9 protein-coding genes are annotated in these 19,043 nt (G+C 46.1%); 3 read left to right on the top strand and 6 right to left on the bottom strand.

Annotated elements, in window-relative coordinates; genetic code table 11:
- Window positions 1–85 precede the first annotated feature (85 nt).
- Window positions 86–3,580, top strand: a complete 3,495-nt coding sequence (locus tag ABDW33_RS13845; protein ID WP_343690656.1) for a family 78 glycoside hydrolase catalytic domain — start codon at window positions 86–88, stop codon at window positions 3,578–3,580.
- A gap of 233 nt (window positions 3,581–3,813) precedes the next feature.
- Here ABDW33_RS13845 and ABDW33_RS13840 read toward each other — a convergent pair whose 3' ends face one another.
- Window positions 3,814–6,204: an alpha-L-rhamnosidase C-terminal domain-containing protein gene (locus ABDW33_RS13840; RefSeq protein ID WP_343690655.1), complete on the bottom strand. Its 2,391-nt coding sequence runs from the start codon at window positions 6,202–6,204 to the stop codon at window positions 3,814–3,816.
- Between the two features lie 220 nt (window positions 6,205–6,424).
- Here ABDW33_RS13840 and ABDW33_RS13835 point away from each other — a divergent pair, with 220 nt between their 5' ends.
- Window positions 6,425–7,330, top strand: a complete 906-nt coding sequence (locus ABDW33_RS13835; protein WP_343690654.1) for a DUF4349 domain-containing protein — start codon at window positions 6,425–6,427, stop codon at window positions 7,328–7,330.
- A 9-nt stretch (window positions 7,331–7,339) separates the two neighbouring features.
- Here the strand turns inward: ABDW33_RS13835 and ABDW33_RS13830 are convergent, their stop codons facing one another.
- From ABDW33_RS13830 to ABDW33_RS13810, 5 genes are all read right to left on the bottom strand, one after another.
- Entirely contained in the window at window positions 7,340–10,288 is a 2,949-nt protein-coding gene (locus ABDW33_RS13830) for an FAD-linked oxidase C-terminal domain-containing protein (protein WP_343690653.1), read from the bottom strand.
- A gap of 106 nt (window positions 10,289–10,394) precedes the next feature.
- Entirely contained in the window at window positions 10,395–11,042 is a 648-nt protein-coding gene (locus ABDW33_RS13825; protein WP_343690652.1) for a hypothetical protein, read from the bottom strand.
- A gap of 205 nt (window positions 11,043–11,247) precedes the next feature.
- Complete coding sequence (locus tag ABDW33_RS13820; RefSeq protein ID WP_343690651.1) at window positions 11,248–12,189, bottom strand: hypothetical protein; 942 nt, start codon at window positions 12,187–12,189, stop codon at window positions 11,248–11,250.
- 43 nt (window positions 12,190–12,232) lie between these two features.
- A complete protein-coding gene (locus tag ABDW33_RS13815; protein ID WP_343690650.1) occupies window positions 12,233–13,840 on the bottom strand; it encodes an SAM-dependent methyltransferase in 1,608 nt (535 codons plus the stop codon).
- 780 nt (window positions 13,841–14,620) lie between these two features.
- Complete coding sequence (locus tag ABDW33_RS13810; protein WP_343690649.1) at window positions 14,621–15,697, bottom strand: SGNH/GDSL hydrolase family protein; 1,077 nt, start codon at window positions 15,695–15,697, stop codon at window positions 14,621–14,623.
- A 102-nt stretch (window positions 15,698–15,799) separates the two neighbouring features.
- Here ABDW33_RS13810 and ABDW33_RS13805 point away from each other — a divergent pair, with 102 nt between their 5' ends.
- The gene (locus tag ABDW33_RS13805; RefSeq protein WP_343690648.1) at window positions 15,800–19,036 is read left to right on the top strand and encodes a HEAT repeat domain-containing protein; all 3,237 of its coding nucleotides are present in this window, start codon (window positions 15,800–15,802) and stop codon (window positions 19,034–19,036) included.
- The last annotated feature ends 7 nt before the right edge of the window (window positions 19,037–19,043 follow it).

The raw sequence follows: 19,043 nt of genomic DNA, 5'->3' as shown, positions 1-19,043 counted from the left end.
CATACCAGTTAACACATTTCAAAACTATTTCTCAGCACTGTCAACTATTGAATATTGCAGCGCAGGACGTCAAAAATAAAAACCAATGAGGTTAACACACCTATTTCCTTTCATGCTGTGCCTGAGTTGCTTCTGCAAAACGATATATGCACAAACACCGCAGTTGACAGTAGCGAATCTGAGAACTGAATATACCATTGAACCATTGGGGATAGATATTCCACACCCACGCTTTAGCTGGCAGATGAATGCCGACAAGCCCAACACCAGTCAGTCTTTTTATTCAATTGAAGTAAGTACAGACCGGGGAGATATCGTTTGGCAATCAGGTAAAGTAAAAAGCGGTATCTCTTTAAATATTGCCTATAACGGCGCCCCATTAAAGCCACGAACTATCTATCAATGGAAAGTCAAGGTATGGAACCAGGATGGCATTGCCGCAATGGGAAAATCACGGTTTGAGACAGGCCTGATGGATACCAGGATTTCGGCCTGGGAAAAGGCCCGGTGGATAGGTGGAGACGATCAGGATCTTGTTTTATATGCGCAGTACCTGCCTGTTTTCAAATTAAACTGTTCCATACAGCTTGACGAAGCATCCCATTCAACCCACGCCGGACTCATTTGGGGGGCTAATGACATGCGGCTGCTGGATAAAAACAAAAACAACTTCAATATACAGTCCCCGAAAGATAGTTCTTACATAAAGATTGAACTGGACATTTCCCCATTGACAAGTGGCAGCCCGGCATCACTACACGTATTCAGGACGGGTTACCAACCTGGGGAGAAATCTGGTATACCCCTGAAAACGTTTACAGTACCATTGTCACTTATCAACCAGGCCAACTGCTACCTCCCGCATCAACTGCATGTATCATCAGTAATGGGTGATACCAGGCTTTATATTGACGGTGAAGCGGCTAAAAACCTGGTGGGTAGAATCGGACTGAATCCGTTGGGACAGGGCGGCGATTTTATTGCCTTCCCCGTACTGGCAGATATCGGTTTTTCCGTAGGTAAACAGGAGAAGGCGCTATTTTCCCACCTGCAGGTGCGCCATTACAGAAGTCCATCCAACATCATATACGAATGCTATAAAGCGCCATTTTTACTGAATAGCCAGGCGGCTGCCGCCGTGCATCTAATCAGTCCGGAAAACAAAGCTATGCCCCTCCTACGCACCAAATTCGACCTTCAACCGGGTAAGGTTGCAAAAGCCCGTTTATATATAACAGCGAGAGGCATCTATGAGGCTTACATCAATGGTCACCATTTAGGGAATGACTATTTTAACCCGGGTTTGACACAATATACAAAAACCCAGATGTACCAGACATTTGACGTTACAAACTATGTAAGTGCCGGTGAGAATGCCATGGGCGTCGTTTTAGGGGAAGGCTGGTGGAGTGGAGGAAGTACTTATATGGGCGATTTCTGGAACTTCTTTGGAGACCGGCAGTCCTTACTGGCCAAACTGGTGATCACCTATGCCGATGGCCATGAAAATACGGTTGTTACAGATCCGGTCACCTGGAAAATATACAACAAAGGCCCCTGGCTTTACGGCAGTATGTTCCAGGGGGAAGTATACGATGCGACCAGGGAAAATGTCATCCGGAACTGGACGCTTGCATCATACAAAGACACCGCATGGAAAAAGGCCGCCGAGGTACCACTGCAGCACAACATTAGTATCGATACTGTGAACAAACTGTATGGAATGCCCGCGGTAGACGACTATAGCCAACTCGCTATCATCGGCCAGACCGGTGAAACAGTGAGGAAAATAGACAGGTTAACTGCCAGATCGATGGAGGAAGTAAGGCCGGGGGTATTTGTTTACGATATGGGGCAGAACATAGCTGGCGTCCCGCATATCCGCCTGAGCGGCCAGGAAGCTGGAAGTAAGGTAATCTTACGCTACGCAGAAGTCAGATACCCCAACCTTCCGGCATATAAAGATCATGCAGGAATGATGATGCTCGAAAACATCCGTGCGGCGATGGCCCAGGACATCTACGTATCTCACGGTGGAGAGGAGATCATTGCTCCCAGATTTACCTATCATGGTTTCAGGTATATAGAAATTACAGGAATCAAGCACCCACTGCCTTTATCAGCAGTCTGTGCTGATGTATTAAGCTCTGTACACCAGTTCAGTTCCTCTTTTGAAACTTCTAATCCACTGGTGAACCGCTTGTGGCAAAACATCAGGTGGTCCACGGCTGCAAACTTTATGTCTATCCCCACAGATTGTCCCCAGCGTAATGAGCGCTTAGGCTGGAGCGGAGATATTTCCGTTTTCGCACGTACAGCCACTTACCTCACCAATGTACCCCAGTTTTTACGCAAGCACATGCTCGCTATGAGAGACGTACAGCGTGCTGATGGCAGGTTCTCTGACGTCGCACCACTCGGTGGCGGTTTTGGAGACGCACTGTGGGGCAGCGCCGGGATTACCGTAGCCTGGGAAAGCTATTTGCAGTATGGAGATGAAGCTTTGTTGCAGGAGCATTATCCGGCTATGAAAAGCTACATCGAATTTTTGCTCAGGCAGATTGATCCGAAAACCGGGGTGCTGGATGAAAAAAACAGGAACAACTGGTCCAGCCTGGGGGATTGGCTAAGTCCGGAATACGATAAAACAGAAAAAACACTGTTGTGGGAATCATACCTGGTATATGATCTGGAGATATTAGGTAAAATGGCGGTGGCGCTCAACAAAAGCGACGATGCCCAACGGTTTGGCCAACTACTGGCGGAAAGAAAAGCCTTCTTTAACCGCAATTATCTTGATGCAAAAACCGGCGTTACCGCCTTCAGGGGGAAAATCGTAGATACGCAGACCTCATATGCGTTGCCTGTAGCATTTCAAATCATTGATCAGGATAAAAAACAACTGGCTGACAGCCTTTTGAATAACGCTGTACAACGTAAAAATACCGGAGATGACCACAGATTGTACCCCGGATATTCATTGATGACAGGATTTATCGGCACTGCATGGGTGTCGAAGGCACTGTCCCAGGGAGGACACCAGGAGACGGCTTACCGTCAGTTGCAGGACACATTGTATCCTTCATGGCTTTATCCGGTAACCCAGGGTGCCACTACCATCTGGGAACGCCTGAACTCCTATACCCATGATCAGGGCTTTGGAGGTAATAATAATATGAACTCTTTCAACCATTATTCTTTTGGCGCTGTTGGTGCATGGATGTACGAAAACGTTTTGGGTATTCAACGCGATGAAGATAGCCCGGGTTTTAAGCACTTTATCATTGCTCCCGAACCCGATCCTTCCGGCACAATGAAATTTGCCAAAGGGTATTATGATTCTATGTACGGCAGGATCTCAGTAAGCTGGAGAGCAGACAAAAACACCTGCTGTTACGCCATCCAGATACCAGCCAACACCACTGCATCTGTATTGATAATAGCTGGTTCCCCCAGTCAGATCGCTGGTAATTCCGGAGTGGCAACCAGTTTGCTGATGAAATACTACAAAGGTGCAAATAAAGGTCGCCTACAGTTTGAGCTACCTTCCGGGAACTACGTCATTAACGTAAAAAAATAAAACAACGTGATGTGTGCATGATGCAGCATTACTATTTAGAGAATTCCATATATCGAATCAGCATCCGCTTTCCCCCGGTAATTCCGGAGTGGCAAATAGTTTGCTGATGAAATACTACAAAGATGCAGACAACGGCCGCCTACAGTTTGAGCTACCTTCCGGGAATGCTGGATTCAAATCGTTTTTGGATGTAACGCATACCTGACAGGTACCAGGCAGTGACAAAACTGTTGCTAGAGCGCTTTACTCCTCTCTATATTATAATCACCAGCTGGTAATTTAAGTGTGACAAATGTCGGTTCATCTTTTGTTCCTGCTGTCGGGGTTTCTTCAACCTGCCTGCCGTTCAAAGTAACCGCTGCTCCTGATGGCAGCTTTACAAACGCTGTTGTTCCCGCAGGTACTTTTAGCTGTAATCTGAAACCAGTATCGTCATTCCGGAAGGCTGTATAAATTAGCCCTTTCACGGTGGGCACTGTCAGTGCTCCTGATGTAAAGCTTGCAGGCTGTGGCTCTACTAAAAACGTTTGGTAACCTGCTTTGATCGGCCTGATACCAAAAAGTGATTCCGCTATAACGATCTGCGCGCCGCCGCTCCAGGCATGGTTGGTGGTTCCTCCTCCAAATCCATGTTCGCCTATCCCCCAGCCTTCGAATAATGTAGTGTAATCAGGATCATTGACCATTTCCGCAAAACGAACCTTCGTCCTGGCAAGCGCAAATGTTCCTTTTCCCATTTTGAACAGCGCTTCCATCACGTATTTTTCCATATAGGGACTGGCATTGCGTTCGGATTTAAGTATTTCAAGGATCGCAGCATATTTGCTACTGTCAGCAATACCGGAGATGACTGCGAGCGCCTGCGCCCGATCATCGGTGCTGCCCTGGTATGAGGGATGGCGGTAGGCAGATCCGTTCCAACATTTGTTGTAGCCCTCCTTTACCTTCTCCATGATATCGCGGTAATGCCTGGCATCACTGCGCTGACCAAGCAGGTCTGCCATCTTTGCCGCTCCATCCAAAGCTATATAGTGCCAGCCAGCCAATATCAGGCGGATGTCTTTGTGCTCTCCCCAGTCTCCCCAAAGCCAACCGCCTTGCCGTAGTATAGTCAATCCCGTTTCGTCAGTTTTCCATAAGCCCAGGTACTTTTTAACGGCAGGATAGGCCTTTTCAATCTGCTTGCGATCTCCCGTATTCATGTAATAGTTCCAAAAACCATAGTTCCCTATGCTGGTAAGCATCTGGTCTGGAAGTTCCTGATTAAAATTACCTGGGATTGGTGCAAACAGTTCACCTCCGGCACGCTGCCACGCACAAAGCTGGTCAATCGCCTTACGCATCAATGCGTGTGTGGATGTAGAATACGTGTAAAAGGCTTCTCCCATGAGGAGGACAGCATCTCCCCACCACTGGGCACGTTCACGGTCAGGACAGTCAAAAAAATTGTCCCGCATATTGACATACAAAGTACGTTTGGCTTTTTCCCAAAACCTGTTATAAAATGTATCACTACACGAAAAATTGCCGACAGGTTCGCTGTCGTACCCAGTTTCCCGGTATTTTACACCTAATACCTGCACTTCCCTGGGCACGATCAATACTATTTTTTCACCGTTCATCCATCCGTAGGATTCGTAGTGTTGTATACCTTTTCTGGTGATATATTCGGCCCTTATATTATTAGTGCCGCCTGCTACGCTATGGTCTGTATTGATACGAATAAGATGGCCCCCCGAATCGTCTGCGATACTTATGATCGGGGTCATTTGCATATTGTAAGGAAGCAACGCTTTGATCGTATCGTTGCTTTCGCCTGGGATACGTTTAAAAACAGCCTCTTTAGCACCATAGTTTTTAAATTGTGGTATGGGTCTTTCAATCAGCTGGTTCCATGGCGCATCGCCAGGAGCACCTATTTCTTTGGCCGCAGAAAATCCGGGTAGTGCGTCTGAAGGTAATGTTTGCCAGCCATCAATATCTTTCCTTGCATCAAAACAGATATTGGATTCAGGCAAACGGTAATTAGGCGGCGGGTCGCCGGCCGTTCCATAAGCCGGATGGATACGGCACATCCAGTTATGGTCACTTTCATATTTTATATTACCTGCATCTATATGAAAAAGCAATCCCGCTTTTCCACTGTTTATATGAGAAAAACCATCTTTACCAAAATGCCATAACAAGATAGCTACGCGATTGTCGCCCTTTACCAGGTAGGGAGCCAGATTGATTTTATCGTAATAAGTATCCCTGGGATTGGGGCCACGTTTAAGCCCACCTTCGAAAACAACCAGCTTCCCGTTGATCCAAAGCCAGTATTTGGTATCTGCACTAATGGTAGCCCATGCTGTGGCAGGTTGCTGGCTAAATCTGATATCTTTTCGAAAAGCAATCCAGGTATTGGCTTTATCCGCGGCTGTGTCATTGACGGATATCCATCGCGCGGATAAGGGGTATTGCTGCGCTTTAACCGGTAAACAATTGTACAGGCAGATTAAAATCAGCAACAGGTACGAAAGTAATGAAATAAGTCTGGTAGAATGCAGGACTGTCATGTCTCTCCCCTTCCTTCCACTTCTTCTTGTCATGCCGATATCTTTCATGCAATGTAGTCTGTTCATTATTTTAATTGCTGTTGGTTTCTTATTTAGTACAAAAATCGCTAACCGGGCCAGTGAACAAAAGAAAAGAAAAATAGGCAATATTGCAAACACGCTGATTATTCCTGCAGGAATGCTACTGCATAATGCCAGCAGTGGTTCAAACCAATTTAACATTTTTTAAACTTTTCCTCAAAGGTTACCTTTCCCATTTCGCTGTATAAAAAGAAAACACACTCTTATGCGTCCTTATTGTTACCTGGTGGTCCCCGCCCTGACTTTCTATGCCTGCTCTGCAGGAAATACAAGCTATGAAGCTACTTTAGACAGTGCTGTCGCAAAAGAAAAAAACAACTCCTACATAAAGGCGGCAGATGCTGCAGCGCAGGCTGGAGAAGAAGTGCCGCCGCTCAATTCCCCGGCACGAAAACATGTGAGAACTGCTGATGTTAACGTTCGTGTAGCCAATGTATTTAGCGCGGCTACCACACTGGAACGTGTTACTAAAGGTCTGGAAGGTTACGTGGTTGAAAGCACGCTCTCCAACGAAATGGGCACTGCACAGGATTTGCCTTATAAAGGTGATTCTCTGAAGCATGTACAACTGTACACCGCTATTGCCAACCTGACACTGAAAGTGCCTGCAGTAAAGCTGGATACGCTCGTGAGCACGCTCAACAGTGTAGCGACTTTTGTAAGTACCCGAACATTGAAGGATGATGATAAGACGCTGGAATACCTGAAAAATTTCATGAAGAATGAGGAACCTGCAACACCGGTTGCTGTAACGAAAAAGTCTGACCCTTTGCAGACAGCTACCTACCAGGATAATAAAAAGGATGAAGTGATCGATCGGAAGATTGCCAACTTTGCTATCCTGGATGATGCGAATTTTGCAACTTTGACGGTGCAGTTATCACAGCCACAGCAGGCAGATGTGCAGATCATTGTAAATCCTGAAAGCGTGATCCGTGCAGGGTTTGGGACAGAGCTGCTGACCGCTTTGTATACCGGTACAACAGCCCTGCGTAATGTCTTGCTGTTTTTATTGCAGTTATGGCCTTTTGTGTTGCTGACTATTGCGGGTGTATTGGGTTATAAGAAAATGACCGCGCGTAGAGTAGCCGCTAAAAGTAGTGTTGAGTAAGACCGTATTCTAAACAAGCGCAGCAAACAATACTTCTGCCGGATGCATCGCCGTCTTCCCCGTTCCATCCAGGATCTGATGACGACAACTCGTGCCTGGCGCAGCTATTATCACATCTTCATGTTGACTTCTTACAGCAGGAAACAATACCAGTTCCCCTATCTTCATCGACGTTTCGTAATGATCTTTATCAAAGCCAAATGATCCTGCCATTCCACAGCAACCGGAGTTAATCACCGTTGCCTCGTAATGTGCCGGCCATGACAGTACTTTTTTGATATAATTGACCGAAGACAATGCCTTCTGATGGCAATGTCCATGGATCATGATCTTACGTTCGTCCGTCCTGAAGGACTCTTTACGGATACGCCCTTCATCCATTTCTGCTGATAAGAATTCTTCAAACAACCTGACTTTTGATGCCAGTTTTTTCGCCTTCTCTTTCAGCTCATTTGAAAGAAGATCGATATACTCATCCCTGAAAGTAAGGATGGCAGAAGGTTCCAGTCCAATCAGGTAATGCGGTTGGTCTATCAGGAACGATAATAGCTGCACATTTTTTGCCGCTATGCTTTGCGCTCTTTTTACTAATCCTTTGGATAAATGCGTACGGCCACTTTCAATATGTGCTGGTATGATCACCTCGTAATCCAGCGCTGTCAGGAGTTCTATACAACGCTGCCCGATATGGACATCGTTATAATTTGTAAACTCGTCACAGAAAAGATACACTTTATGTGTAAACGTTTTGCCTGCCTGCTGCTTGCTGAATTGCTTGTACCAGGCCCGTAGTGTTTGTGGCTGTAATGCCGGAACGTGGCGCTCCGGCGCCATGTTCATCATCCTTTTCAGTATACCCGAAGTGAATTTATTGGAAAACGCAAAGTTGTACAACCCAGGCGCTACCGATGCCATTTTACTCAGGAAAGGAAACTCTCCTATCATACGTGCTTTCAGCGGCGTACCGTTGGTATCGTAATTTTGTTGCAGGTATTCTGCTTTCAGTTTGGAGACATCTACACTGGATGGACATTCTGCTTTACAGCCTTTACAGCTCAGACACAGATCCATCGCGTGCCCTATCTCTTCATGGTTGAACGCCTGCACGGTATTGTCCTGTGCAAGGAACTGGCGGAGTACGTTGGCTCTGGCACGTGTGGTATCTTTTTCAAAACGGGTCGCCATGTAACTAGGACACATGGTACCACCTGCGAAATGTGTTTTCCGGCAATCGCCTGAGCCGGAACATTTCTCGGCCAGTGATAGTATACCGTTGGTATCGGAGAAATCGAAGTAGGTTTTGATCTTATCACCTTTTGCCGGTTCTTTGAATCGAAAGAACTGGTCCATAGGAGGCGGATCAATGATTTTACCCGGATTGAAAAGGTATTCCGGATCGTATAGTTGCTTCACCTGCTTGCAATATTCGTAACATTTTTCACCCATCATGAATTGGATGAATTCTCCCCGCAAACGGCCATCACCGTGTTCCCCACTCAGCGAGCCTTTGTATTTTTTTACGATGGCAGCTGTTTTCTCCAGCACCTCGCGGAATTGCTTTTTGCCTTCTTCAACTTTTAAATTGATAATCGGCTCAACGTGCAGTTCACCGGCACCTGCGTGTGCGTAGTAGGATGCTTTCAGTCCCATAGCAGCGAGCATGTGCTGCAGTTCATCAATATATTCAGGGAGGTTTTCAGGTGCGACTGCACAGTCTTCGATAAGGTTGACCGGTTGTGCATCGCCCTTGATATTGCGGAGCAAGCCGAGACCTGATTTGCGCAGGTTCCAGGCTTTATTGATATCGTTGCCACGCAGCAATGGATAGGCATAACCCAACTGCTTTGCTTTGACTTCGTTGATAAAAGCGCTGGTTTGCGCCTGTAAAGCTTCCTCGGTATGACACATGAATTCCACCATCAATATCGCTGCCGGTTCTCCTTCCATGAAGAACCTGTTTTGCTGGTGTTCAGGATGTCCTTTGGTAAAATTCATGATCACATCGTCTACCAGTTCTGAGGCTGTAACGGGATGTTGCACCGCGATCAGGTTCACCTGCAGCGATTCTTTGACAGAAGTACAATGAACGCATACCAGTCCGTTTACTTTTGGCGGTGCGTCGAGCAACTTCAATCTGGCGGCTGTTACGAAGGCCAGTGTTCCTTCTGAGCCTGCAATGAGGTGGGAAAGGTTAAATGCTGCTTCACCGCCGTATGGTACGGTGTCTAACAAAGCGTCTAATGCATAGCCGCTATTTCTTCGTTTTACGGTACGGGCAGGATAGCCGTCCCTGATTGCCTGTTGATTTTCTTTATTAGAGAGCAGTGCGTGCATGGTTCTGTAAATGCTGCCTTCAAGGTTGTTGAGCAGCATTTTTTGCTGTAAACCGGTTTCGTCGAGATCGTCAAAGGTGGTGGTTTCACCGTTACCTAATACGACGTCTACAGCCAGGAGATTGTCGCGGGTAGCGCCCCAGACCATGCTGTGGAGGCCACAGGAGTTGTTCCCGATCATACCGCCAATCATGGCCCGGTTGGAGGTAGACGTTTCCGGACCGAAAAATAGACCGTAGGGTTGCAGGAGTTCGTTTAATACGTCGCGTTCCAGGCCCGGTTCGACCAGTGCCCATTTTTCTTCTTTATTCACTTCCAGGAGGCGGTTCATATAGCGCGATACGTCTACAATGAGCCCCTGCCCTACTACCTGACCGGCGAGCGAGGTGCCCGCCGTGCGTGGAATAAGTGGGATTTTGTTGGTTTTGCTGAAGCGGATCAACGCAGCAATATCGGCTTTGTTTTTTGGCAGCGCGACGCCCAGCGGATACTCCTGGTATACAGAGGCATCTGTCGAGTATGCCATGAGGATGGTGCGGTCCAGAGAGTCATCTGAGAAGTAGAGATCGCCTGCCAGCTGTGGTTTAAGTTCTTTGAAAGCCTGCTTGAGTTGTTCCTTGTTCATACCGTAAATTTACGGCATACAAGTTAGAACATTCAGGCAGAAAAATGCAGAAAAGTTTGTAAAACGTGCAGAAAACAGCAAGGAATGAACTGTGAATATGATCAGTTCATTGCTGAAGCGGCCTTGCATACAGGTTTAATTTCCGGGCAATAGTAATGTCTTTGGGCACAAAACGAATGTCCAGGCTAACGCGTGAAGCTATTGTATCGTTCGCAAAAGATCCGTGTGTGAGATGATAAGCATCAAATAAGAGTATTTGGCCCGGTTCTAATACAACTGGCTTAAAATTCCCGGCATCCACATTTTGCTCAATGTGGATTGAGTTATTGCCCCATACTTTAGTTAAAGGTATCCATAGATTCAGGGAATTGGCAGTGACACCATATTTGGCTTCTCCATCCTTGTGAAAGGCCGAGGCGGTTCCGGCACCGGAAAGATGGCAACGAATACTGGGCGGGAACTGAAAACGTTCTATTTCTCCTACGACCGGTACCACGATTTCTTCTTTAATGTATTGAAGCGCCTCAGCAATTTCCATCACACGGTCTTTTAACTGATTCACCCGGTAGTACAACCGGTCTACATAGTTCTTAAACGGAACGGGGTCCGGCAGCAAATGCAGGTCCTCCAGGTGATCTGTTCCAAAAGTTGATCGTGCCCATGCTGATAGTCCCACTTTCTCCGGATCGTAATAAAGTATTGGCTTTTCAACTGTTTCCTGTGATAATTCGCTATCTGGATGGCCTGTGTTCATATATTTTCATTGGTAGTAGCGGTAACAATAAAAGGGTGAATGAAAACGCTCATCACATGTTTGATTGATGCGACGGTGGGATCCCGGAAGTCTTCAATCCAGGTAGTATCCTGGTCTTCCCTGCCCCCGGCATTGCATTAAGGCGTTTTCTGACCACCATCAGGATCATCTTTAAGAATTAAAGATGATCCTGATGGCAGGAAATCTATTTTCCGGATTTGCCGGTATCTTTCCGGGCCAATTTAGCTGCGGCATCACTATCCTTATCTGCCTCTGTAGGCCTGGATGCCTCATCTTCAAGCGGTGCCTGCTCAGCTGCTGCTACAACAACCTCCACGACTTCCACGACTTCCACTACCTCTACAACCTCTGTCACTTCTGTCACCTCCGTTACTTCCGTTACTTCTGTCACCTCGGTTACCTCTGTTACTTCAGTCACTTCGGTTACTTCAGATACTTCTGTAGTAGCGGAATTAATGACAAGGGCAACTATCACAGTGATGGTTGGAGGATCAGGGGTAGGTTTAGTGGTACCAATAAAGTTATTATCCGAAGGAGCCTCGCCACTTGTCCACTGCGTACCTGCAAACGTTAAAAAGCCGGAACTGTCTTTAAAGAAATCGACAATGACATTCTGTTTATTGCCCTGCGGTATAAACCAGGATAGCTGATCCAGGTTGGAAGTGGACTTGGTACCCTGGTAGATATAATTGCTGATATCAACCCCATTATAGGATACGTTAGGGGCTTGTATAGTCAGTGTACCATCTGTCTGGAACTTAGATCCCTTTTTAATAAATGTATTATACTTACCGTTCCACGTAGAGAGATCATCAGGTGCTGGTGAAGAAATGCCGGAGAAGTTATTGCTTGTTGGCAAACTGCCGGATCCTTCTGTATAGACACCTATAAATCCATTGCCACCGCTACTGTTCTGGTAAAACTTAATGGAGCCGGAAGAATTATTACCTGAAGAGGCCATCCAGACAACTGACGTACTGGTAAAAGTGGGATTAACCATCTGTATGCCATCAAGGGCTATTATTTGCTTTGTTGTATCAACTGAAACAACAGGTCCTGGCTCCCAGGTTTTACCATCAGAGCCTAAGATAAAGGACAGGTAGTTACCTGAAAAATTTGTACTCATAATTGTTTAGTGCTTTAGGTGTTACGAAGAATGGTGCGATTGATCAGTGTAGAATAGTTTCGGCTGTGCCGATAATGTTGTATGCTTCCGGCAAGGCGGTATCATTAGAGGAATATTTTCCCTTCAGGTTGAAGCCGGAGGTTTCCTTTGAAAATGTGAGCACACCTGTGGAATGATTTTTATCGGATTTTGACCACAGGATATGATCACCGCCAAAGTAAGGTGTGGAAATAAGTTCATCATCGACCTGGATTGTTCTGCTGGCCAGATCGATTTTAACTGATACTGGTTTCTGCTGCTCATTATCTGATAAGACACAATTGTAGGCGCCTGAAAAATCAAGTTCATCCTCAATCACCAATCCATTAACGGCTTCAGTAACGGCAGATGGCGTGGTGGCATACCCTTTATCCTGAAACCATTTTACCAATCTTGCTTCATAATCACTTTCACTGATGGTTTTAGTTTTAAGTGCATTGTACTCGAGTTGTTGTTTTTCAAAATAGTCACTACCGAGTTCGGGATTTCTCAATACATCCTGTACAAATAACTTCGCTTCCTCATGACGGTCTCTTTTGAATAACATGCGCAATGCTCCGTAATGTTGCATATTGAGCATATTGCGTTCCACCTGTGTTAATCCATCTATTGATTTTAAATATGTGATAGGATTTTCCTTGTATTTATAAAGCTCTTCGAAATTTAGCGCCAAAGTAGACACAAGGTTGTAAAGGGCGTCGGAGCTAAAACTGAATTTATAACCGTCGGGAATGGTATGTTCAGCGATGTTCTTTAAAGCAACTTTTTTGTAGGCAGGATAGAGTTCATGATCGCAGATGAGTGGATTTGACCTGGCTTTACCGGATTTCAGTCCCAGGGTTTTTGACATTTCAGTGTCGCTATCCGTCATTTTTGCAGCAGGAATAAAAAAGGTAGAGATACCAGTTACTTCCCTGGCAATAGAGGGGTCGCGGAAGTCAGATAATTTGTATTTATCCTTTTTGGGGTTTGCCATGGAGAACATGCTGGCTACGTAATTGTAAACAACCTGGTCCGGCGCATAAAATTTTTCCAGGTAGTCCAGCAGCACATTCAGTTTATTGTTGTCGTATCCATGAAACTTGAATCCTATGTCGCCCACACATCCTACCTGCCACACGATGGCGTTAATCTCGGTGTTGATGGTGCGCTGTCGTAATAGCAGGTCAGTGGCTTCGTAGGTTTGCAGGCCCGGAATGCTGGGATCAACGCCCAGATCAGCAAAAAGGCAATCCTCTGCAGAGATACCCGGTAGCATTTCTGCTTCATAGCCTTCTCTTCTTGCCAGTTCAATGGCATTGTGAGACGGTGTTACAAATACACCGGGATGACCGTAAAACAGGGCGCAAACGTACTTGCCAGCCCGTACTTCCAGCATGATACGCTCTATCATTTGTGTGTAGGTGATAATACGGTTCTTGGTATTGCCGTAATATTGGTACAGATCAAATGAGTTAGGATTTTGCTTTTGTATCCACATATCCGTTACCGGGTCGGATGCTGCATACAGAACAATATCAGCCTGCTGAAGATGGGCCTGGGATTCCAGCGTAAAATGTGCAATTGATTTTATTCCGGATCCAATTACTACTAGTTTTCCTTTTTTGCTCATAGCTATTATATTTAATTAGTGGAAAGTTTATGTATAGAGGTTCCTGGCCAACATAGTCAGCCTGAAAAACACGTGCGTTTTTTCATTAAATCACAATGAAGTACATAACATCAGGAAATGACTGAAGGGTTTGCCTGTTTCGTTCACGAATTCAAAACAACCTGTATGTATCTACACAAGCTGGTAAGACAGCACGTAGCATGTGTAGATCTGGTTTGTTGATTGCTATCATAAAAGACGGATCACTTATTGCCGTCTCTTACATTCCCTCTGGTAATTCTGTATCCTGGTGGGGCTAGGTTTCAGAACGTAAAATTCATATAAGCCGTTGAGCCGTTTGAATACATTGTTCAAACGCCGGACTTGCAAATAATTAATAGAATTTATAATACCGGTAGTGCCGGTAACTTCGGGTGTATACTAGGAATTAATAAATGAAAAGGTTTTTATTGGATAATGTGTTCATGGATGATCATGTGCTTATTTTTTGGGAATTTATACGATTAACTAACTGGAATATGCTTCAATAGTGACAATTACGCTTAGCCGGTATCAGTAGCGGCCTAACTGTAAGTTAATTTAACTTTTTATATTTCTTTTATCCAATCTAGCTATTTGTATAACATTGACTGAAAAAGGTGCAGCCAGGTGGTATAAATTCTTCCTATAAGTCCACGGGGAAGTCATGATAACTTGGCGCTAACAGGTATTAGAAAGCAAAAGCCGCTGTTACAGCGGCTTTTGCTTTCTATACATATTGGTTGATCCAGGAATACTCCATCACCATTTTACCTGCTTATTGATAAATGAGATCAGCTGGTTCGCCATTGCTTCCTGCTCTTTTGCATTCGGATGTCCCGGCGTATCCTTGTATGGGAAAAAGCAGGTGGTGATCTTTGCGTCATGCAGTCCTGCCACGGCTTCTTTGATATACCCCGGCCATGGAGATCCTTTTCTCGTCGCGTCCATGTTCCCCAATGCACAAATAATCTGCGCTTTTGGGTGCTTTGCCCTGATCTTCTTCACGAGGTCGCTATAAGCGGTAACAATCGTCCTGGCATCGGGTGCTGTATCACCAAACCTTGCCTTGAACTGTTCATGTTCTGGTTTCATAACCAGCCAGCTGTCATTCTGGAATAAATTGATCACGATGAGATCGGGGGAATAACTGCTAAAATCCCATTTACTGGCAACGTCTGTCGCATCTGCGCGGTCGTACATCTCAGGCATGATCAGGGGAAACCAGCTTACAAGTACGCCGATCCCACTCTTTGCCACAACATGATATTCGGCATTAAAGTGCCTGGCGGTGAGTGATGCATAACTGATATATGCATTCTCGTAAGGGGCAGTTCCCCTATCCTTACCACTGCTGTCTTCTACCGCATACCCACATGTAATGGAATTACCATAAAATTCAATTTTCCTTTTCTTCGTTACGGGTGCAGGCAGCAGGGTACCGGTGACCTCGAAATCATACAGCCAGGTTTTGCCCATGGCCCATTCTGTGCGCTTAAACAGTTCCAGGGTATGATGCCCGTTTTTCAGACCACTGGCAAGCGTATAGGTATGTACGGTACTATCTGGTTGTAACTTGCTAATCACTTTTCCATCCAGTACGACATTATAGTAGTTTTCTCCCCGCTCGTCTTTCAGCTTCACTTTCACGGCTGTTCCCTTAAAATTTATGCTGACCGTTGTTGCTGACCATGACAACTGTGCACTATCACTTGTCTGAATGACACGGCCCATATAATGGATATGTGGATCATTATTTTTAATGACTGAATTTTGTGCCTGCATTTGCAAGTGCATGATCATCATGCCGGAAACCAGCAGGCAAAGGTGTTTTTTCATATCAAATGGATTTGTAGGAACCGGAAATTAATGGAGAATCTTTAATTTTTGAAAATAAATATTTATTTTGCCGCCGTTATATATATAAATTGTTGTTAGCTCATGAGATTTGTTAAGCAAACCGTGCTTTACTTTAAGGAGGGGACATCTGACAAAACTTACGAAATAGACCTATGTGAAACTGGCCCCGGACAATACATTGTGAACTTCCGCTATGGCAAGCGGGGAGCTGCACTCAAAGAGGGTAGTAAGACCGCCACCCCTGTTTCTCTGGTGGAGGCTACCGCTATTTTCGATGCATTGGAAAAGGAAAAACGTAGTAAAGGATATACCGGTGAGGGCGATGGTGTCGCTACTACCGCGTATACCAGTGTTTCTGTAGATGATGTCGCTGATCCCGCCCACAAAGCAATCCTGAAAAGGCTGGACGACGCCGTGACCGGCAAGCAGTCTTTTAAAACCAGGTGGTCTACTTCCCGTGTGATCTGGGCTGCTGGTGAATTGAAAATTCGTGCGGCCGCCCCTGTTATCCTGCGTCTTATTGAGAAAGGCAACGCTATGCAGCGTTATGCGGCTATATGGGCGCTCGGCAGATGTGGCGATCCGGCAGCTGTTTCATTAGTCAGTTCCTATATAGACAATAGCACTTACCCGCAATACCTGCGGCAAATGGCAGCCAATGCAGTGCTGCAACTGCTATCGGGCGAAGAACGTACTGCTTTCATCACGCGATTCCTGCATGCATTGCCGCCGGAGTTCCAGGAAGCTATCAACGCCCGGCATATGCAGTCGCTTGCGCAATTGCTGGATCAACGGGTTATGCAGCTCAACGAGCCGGCTTACCAGTTGCTGGAAGACCTGTATATTGTAGCAGCTGACAATGTTCCGCTCAGACAACTGTTGTATTCTTTATTTGCGGCATTGCCATTGCGGCCATCTTATTTCCGGCACGTACGTCACTTATATAAGCAGGCGGAAATGCGGGATGATCATGCGTTGACGGCGCTCTTCTCAGTCCGCTTTGAAAGGGAACCGCATATGTTTACCAGCCAGGGAAAACCATCTCCTGAGCTGAAAAAGCCGCTCAGTCGCATCGCTTATTCCAATCGTACCCGGCGTCATCTCAGGGCCAGGACCCTGCGTCACCTGAAAGAACTGGGACAACGTACTGATATCGAATATGTAAAACTCGCTACTGCCCTCTTATTACAATATGATGGGTCGTTGCCTGTATATAGGGAAGCGCCATATAGCCGCAAGGTATATAATTATGACACTGCCACCCGCCGGTATAATACCAGGGAAATCAGATACCCGGCTAATTCCAGCGCTGTTTTCCTGCACTATATCTTAAGAGGTAATCAGCCGGATTTACATTTAGTAGCTGGTGGGTCCCGCTGGGAATACCTGGATCCTGAAGTCACCAAACCTGAAACGCCGGCCAAACCTGCGGCGCCAAAGAAAGAAGGGTTCCTTAACCAATTGGGGAATCTCTTTAAATCTCCTAAAAAGGATCAGGATATTCAGCCAAAGGAATCTCCTGAACTGGTAGTGAAAGAAGAACCACACAGCGATATTCCGTTCCGCTCACTCTGGCACCAGTTACCACAGGCATTTCTACAGTTGCTCATCAGCGGCCGCATGGAAGAAATTCATGTATTTGCATACGAGGAATTACAAGCCAGTGAGCAATTTGCCGCCATCAAAGAGAAAATTGATGCCAACGTAATTGGAGGATTGCTCATCAATCCATTCTCTATTCCGCAGCAGTTCGGGCTGGCAATGGCAAAAGAAAAATATAATCCTGCAGCACCTTCCCTCCCACTCTTTGTAGCGATGATCAATAGTCCGCTGAAAGAGGCGAGAGACCTAGGTATCGAATGGATCAGACAGCATATCGAATTTTGCTTCCAGGATACAGAGTTTGTTACTGCACTGATCTTTGCGGCTTATGACGAAGTAAGGCAAATTGCGATAGACCGCCTGAGTACTACGTTGTTACCACTGGATAAGAGCCGTTTGGTCATAGGCAGAGCCGTCAGCGTTTTACTTTCGCAGCGTGCCCCCAATGATGCAGTGTATAATGTGCTGACGAAAGGTAGCCGCGTAATGGAGCAATACCTGGTAGCGGCCCTGGAGGAAGTGGATATAAATGTAGTACAGGACTTGCTGAAATCCGGTATTCCACCGGCAGAAGCATTTGGTGTGCGCCTGTTGTTGCTGAAAAAACAATCACTGCAACAAATACCTGATGAGATCATAACAGGTATTCTTGAAAATGCCTATCAACCTGTCAGAGAAGGTGGTATTGCAATACTGGACAGCCTGAGCAACGAAGAGCTGCTTGCCCGTCCCGCTTTATTATTGCAAACCTGCATAGCGGCTTACTCAGACGTCCGGCAGGGTATCCGGCCTGTACTAGCCAGGTTAGTGAAAGTGTATAGTGACCTTGCTGTATGGCTGGTGAATGAACTGGTGCCTTTGCTCATGCGCAGGGAAACCTCCGAAGGGCTGCACAATGATATCGCCAATATACTGGGGAATGAGCTGGTAGGCCATCTGCACGATATCGACAAAGACACTGCACTCCGGCTCACCTATTCCAATTACCGCGCTACGCAGGCATTTGGTGTATTGGTACTGGAAAAATATATACCGCCAGCAGCCCTGACAATCAAACAAGTGATTGCAACAGGCAATCATGAATTGAAGGAAGTACGTGAATGGTGCTGGCGCTTCTATGAGCAACAGGTAGCCCGCATCCGTTACGAAAGAGATGATGCCATCGGTCTGCTGGATGCGAAATGGGATGATACCCGCATTTTCGCTATGCAGTTTTTCCGTACACAATTCAGGGATGAGGACTGGTCGCCCGAATCGCTCGTTGCCATTGCAGACAGTGTACATCCAATTGTTCAGGCATTCGGGAGGGAGTTGCTGACTAAGTTCTTCAAAGCAGAGGATGGGGTAACCTACCTGCTGAAACTGAGCCAGCACCCGGGTGTAAATATGCAGACATTCGCTACTAACTACCTGGCGCAATATGCGGCGGATCAGCCGGAGCGCTTGCAGGAACTTGAGTTTTATTTCCGCTCGGTATTGAGCAGAGTGAATAAAGCAAGAGTGGCCAAAGAACGCATATTCACATTCCTGGCCCAGGAATCCCTGAAATCTGAAGCAGCAGCGCAATACATTGCCGGCATCATTGCACATATCTCTGCAACGGTGGCGATTGGTGACAAAGCCCGGTGTATACAGATCATGCGTAACATCCACCTGCAATATCCGGATATTCCGCTGCCGGTTCAATTCATCGCTATTCCTGAGCATTCATCTTAAACCCTGA

Source organism: Chitinophaga sp. (assembly GCF_039596155.1).
In the GTDB taxonomy this organism is placed as follows: Bacteria; Bacteroidota; Bacteroidia; order Chitinophagales; family Chitinophagaceae; genus Chitinophaga.
Note: the sequence above shows the minus strand (reverse complement) of the source record. Positions and strands in the feature narration are given on the sequence as shown.

Bases quoted from the DNA above. Each gene is read 5' to 3' on its own strand.
- ABDW33_RS13845 (WP_343690656.1), top strand. From the start codon at position 86: ATGAGGTTAACACACCTATTTCCTTTCATGCTGTGCCTGAGTTGCTTC.
- ABDW33_RS13840 (WP_343690655.1), bottom strand. From the start codon at position 6,204: ATGAACAGACTACATTGCATGAAAGATATCGGCATGACAAGAAGAAGT.
- ABDW33_RS13835 (WP_343690654.1), top strand. From the start codon at position 6,425: ATGCGTCCTTATTGTTACCTGGTGGTCCCCGCCCTGACTTTCTATGCC.
- ABDW33_RS13830 (WP_343690653.1), bottom strand. From the start codon at position 10,288: ATGAACAAGGAACAACTCAAGCAGGCTTTCAAAGAACTTAAACCACAG.
- ABDW33_RS13825 (WP_343690652.1), bottom strand. From the start codon at position 11,042: ATGAACACAGGCCATCCAGATAGCGAATTATCACAGGAAACAGTTGAA.
- ABDW33_RS13820 (WP_343690651.1), bottom strand. From the start codon at position 12,189: ATGAGTACAAATTTTTCAGGTAACTACCTGTCCTTTATCTTAGGCTCT.
- ABDW33_RS13815 (WP_343690650.1), bottom strand. From the start codon at position 13,840: ATGAGCAAAAAAGGAAAACTAGTAGTAATTGGATCCGGAATAAAATCA.
- ABDW33_RS13810 (WP_343690649.1), bottom strand. From the start codon at position 15,697: ATGAAAAAACACCTTTGCCTGCTGGTTTCCGGCATGATGATCATGCAC.
- ABDW33_RS13805 (WP_343690648.1), top strand. From the start codon at position 15,800: ATGAGATTTGTTAAGCAAACCGTGCTTTACTTTAAGGAGGGGACATCT.